Raw genomic sequence first — 2,849 nt, 5'->3', positions numbered from 1 at the left:
CGTAAGCGTCGTTTCCGCACCACGGCATAGGTTTTTGGGACGTATGGGCCAGTCGGATGGTTTTCCCTCTTGCGTCTTTCGCCGTAAGTTGCGGACGCGTTGCCAGCAGCGTCCCGGGACGCTGCTGGCAAGTTGGCGACGAGTTGGCTGACATGGTCAGAGTCATGGCCTCATACGGCGAGCAGGTTACGCCGTCGTCGGGTTTTGACCTTTGTCCCGAGTTACGCCGTGTCTGGGACTAACGGGGGCGTTGGGGCTGTTGAGCGAGTTACGCCGTAATCGGCTTGGTCGGCGTCCGGCAGGGTGCCGCTAGCCCGGAACCGATGCTCTGCTCAGGCCACGGCGGCGAGGTTGGCTTCCGGCGTTTTGAACCGCCACGGCATGAGGTCGTCGATATCGCGGTTGGGATGCGCTTGAACGATGCGGGTGATGACATCGGCGAGGTAAGCCTGGGGATCGACGACGTTGAGCTTGGCTGTCTCGATGAGCGAAGCGATAACGGCCCAGTGCTGGGCGCCCGCGTCTGATCCGGCGAAGAGCGCGTTCTCCGGGCCGCGGGTCCCTCCGAACTGCGCGTCAGGGCGAGCGGGCGGATCGCGCGCTCGACGGTGTTGTTGTCGAGTTCGACGCGGCCGTCATCGGTGAAGCGGGACAGCCCCTCCCAACGTGAGAGCGCGTAGCGGATCGCCTCGGCAAGCTTGGTCTTTTGACTGATCAGCGTGAGCTTCTCGCGCAGCAAGGCTTCGAGCGCGTCGAGAAGCGGACGGGTGCGGTCCTGACGCACGAGGCGGCGCGCCTCGGCGGACCATCCGCGGATCTCGGTCTCGATCTGGTAGAGTGCGGCGATGCGCTCCAGCGCCTCGGTGGCGATTGGCGCGGGACCGGCGGCGGCCAGTTCGTAGAACCTGCGACGCACGTGGGACCAGCAGAAGGCGAGCTTCACCTCGCCCTTCTCGGCGAGCGTCCGGTAGCCGGCATAGCCGTCGACCTGCAGTGTGCCGGCAAAGCCCTGCAGATGGTCGATTGACCGCTCGGCCTTGCGGTCGGGCGCGTAGACAAAGACGACGGCGGGCGGATCGCTACCCTGCCAGGGGCGATCGTCGCGGGCATAGGCGAAGAACTGGCCGGTCTTGGTGCGACCGCGGCCGGGATCGAGCACCGGCGCGGTGGTCTCGTCGGCGAAGAGCTTGGACGAGGCCTTCAGATGCCCGAGCATCCGTTCGTGGATGGGTCGCAGCAGGAAGGCGGCACGCCCGACCCAGTCGGCCAGCGTCGAGCGGTCGAGATTGACACCCTGCCGGGCGTAAATCTGCGCCTGACGATAGAGCGGCAGGTGGTCGGCGAACTTGGAGACGAGCACCTGCGCGACGGTGGCTTCGGTCGGCATGCCGCCCTCGATCAGCCGCGCCGGCGCGGGAGCCTGGACCACGACGCCCTCGCACGCCCGACAACCGTAGCGCGAACGCCGCGTCACGATCACCCGGAACTGGGCGGGCACGATATCGAGACGCTCGGCGACATCCTCGCCAATCACGTGCAGCCGATGCCGGCAGCAGGGGCAGGTCTTGTCCTCGATATCGACGATAGTCTCGATCCGCGGCAGATGGGCGGGCAGCGAGCCCCGGTTGCTACGACGCCTGTCAATACGCTCGGCCTTTGCCGCCGGAGCGTCTTTCTCTCGGGAAGCCTCGTCGGCGGCCACGCCCTGCTCGACGTCTTCCAGCCCGAGCAGGAGCTGGTCCTCGGGTAGCGTCTCGGCGCGGCGGCCGAAGCGGTGACGCTGCAACTCCTTGATGATCTGCTCGAGCCGTTCGGCCCGCAGGCGCTCGGCGATCAGCATCGCTTTGAGCGTGCCGGGATCGTCGGGAAGCGTGTCGGCCACCAGGGTCATGAGGGGAGTGAATCACCTCGTCATGCCGGCGGCAACTGGCTCCGTCATGCCGGCCTCAGCTCGGCAGAGCCGGCACGCGTGTCTCACGCACAGCATGCACGCGGCGCCAATCGAGACCTTCCAGAAGTTCCGAGAGCTGGGCCGCCGTCAGATGCAGAACGGCGTCCTGCGCCTTCGGCCAGCGAAACTCGCCGTCCTCCAGACGCTTGGCCACAAGCACGACGCCCGTGCCGTCCCAGAACACCAGCTTGATCCGGTCGGCCCGCCTGGCGCGGAACACGTAGACTGTGCCCGAGAACGGATCGGCCCCATCGTCTCGCGCACCAGAGTTGCCAAGCCCTCCGCACCCTTGCGGAAGTCCACCGGCTTGGTCGCTACCATCACGCGCACCGCGCCCGACGGGCCGATCACGAAGAGCCCTTCAGCGCCTGTATCACCGCCGTGATCGTGCGTGGCTCGGTACCCTTGAGGATCCGCACCGAGACGCCGTCGATCTTCAGTTCGATCGTCGGGCCTGTCTTGCCGGCTGAACGCGGGCGTCGCTTGCGGGCCGGGCCCTTGTTCTCCCCGCTCGGCGCCGCGACCACCACCGGCACGAAGCGTTGTTCCGTCACCGACGATGGCGAGGCCAAAAGCGGCGAAGGACCAGCGGCGTCATTCATCGGTGCGCGAAGCTGACCGCGCCAGGTGAACAGCTGGGAATGACCGAGACCATGACGACGGGCCAACGCGCTCACGCTCTCCACACCCGAATAGCTCTCGGGCACGATCGCGGCCTTCGCCTCGTCGCTCCATTCGCGCCGACGGCCCGCCCCCGTGAACACCTCGAACCTCCGAACCTGCTCCGAGCCAGCATCGGCACATGACATCGACATGGCTCCAGGCCCTCCTGCAACGCGAAGGGCTCAGACTCGACGCCTACGTCATCGTCAGCAAGGTGCGGACGGGACGACGCTTA

1 protein-coding gene and 2 pseudogenes are annotated in these 2,849 nt (G+C 66.8%); all 3 read right to left on the bottom strand.

The window, feature by feature from the left end:
• Window positions 1-332: 332 nt before the first annotated feature.
• Window positions 333-1,891: pseudogene (locus tag AUL35_RS21270) on the bottom strand (IS66 family transposase).
• Between the two features lie 55 nt (window positions 1,892-1,946).
• A pseudogene (gene tnpB, locus AUL35_RS21265) lies at window positions 1,947-2,302 on the bottom strand (IS66 family insertion sequence element accessory protein TnpB).
• On the bottom strand, window positions 2,299-2,715 hold the full coding sequence (locus tag AUL35_RS21260) for a transposase (RefSeq protein WP_244493872.1): 417 nt from the start codon (window positions 2,713-2,715) through the stop codon (window positions 2,299-2,301). Before AUL35_RS21260 ends, tnpB begins: the two are co-directional and overlap by 4 nt.
• Window positions 2,716-2,849 lie beyond the last annotated feature (134 nt).

Origin of the sequence: Aureimonas sp. AU4 (assembly GCF_001463765.1) — a bacterium.
In the GTDB taxonomy this organism is placed as follows: Bacteria; Pseudomonadota; Alphaproteobacteria; order Rhizobiales; family Rhizobiaceae; genus Aureimonas.
Note: the sequence above shows the minus strand (reverse complement) of the source record. Positions and strands in the feature narration are given on the sequence as shown.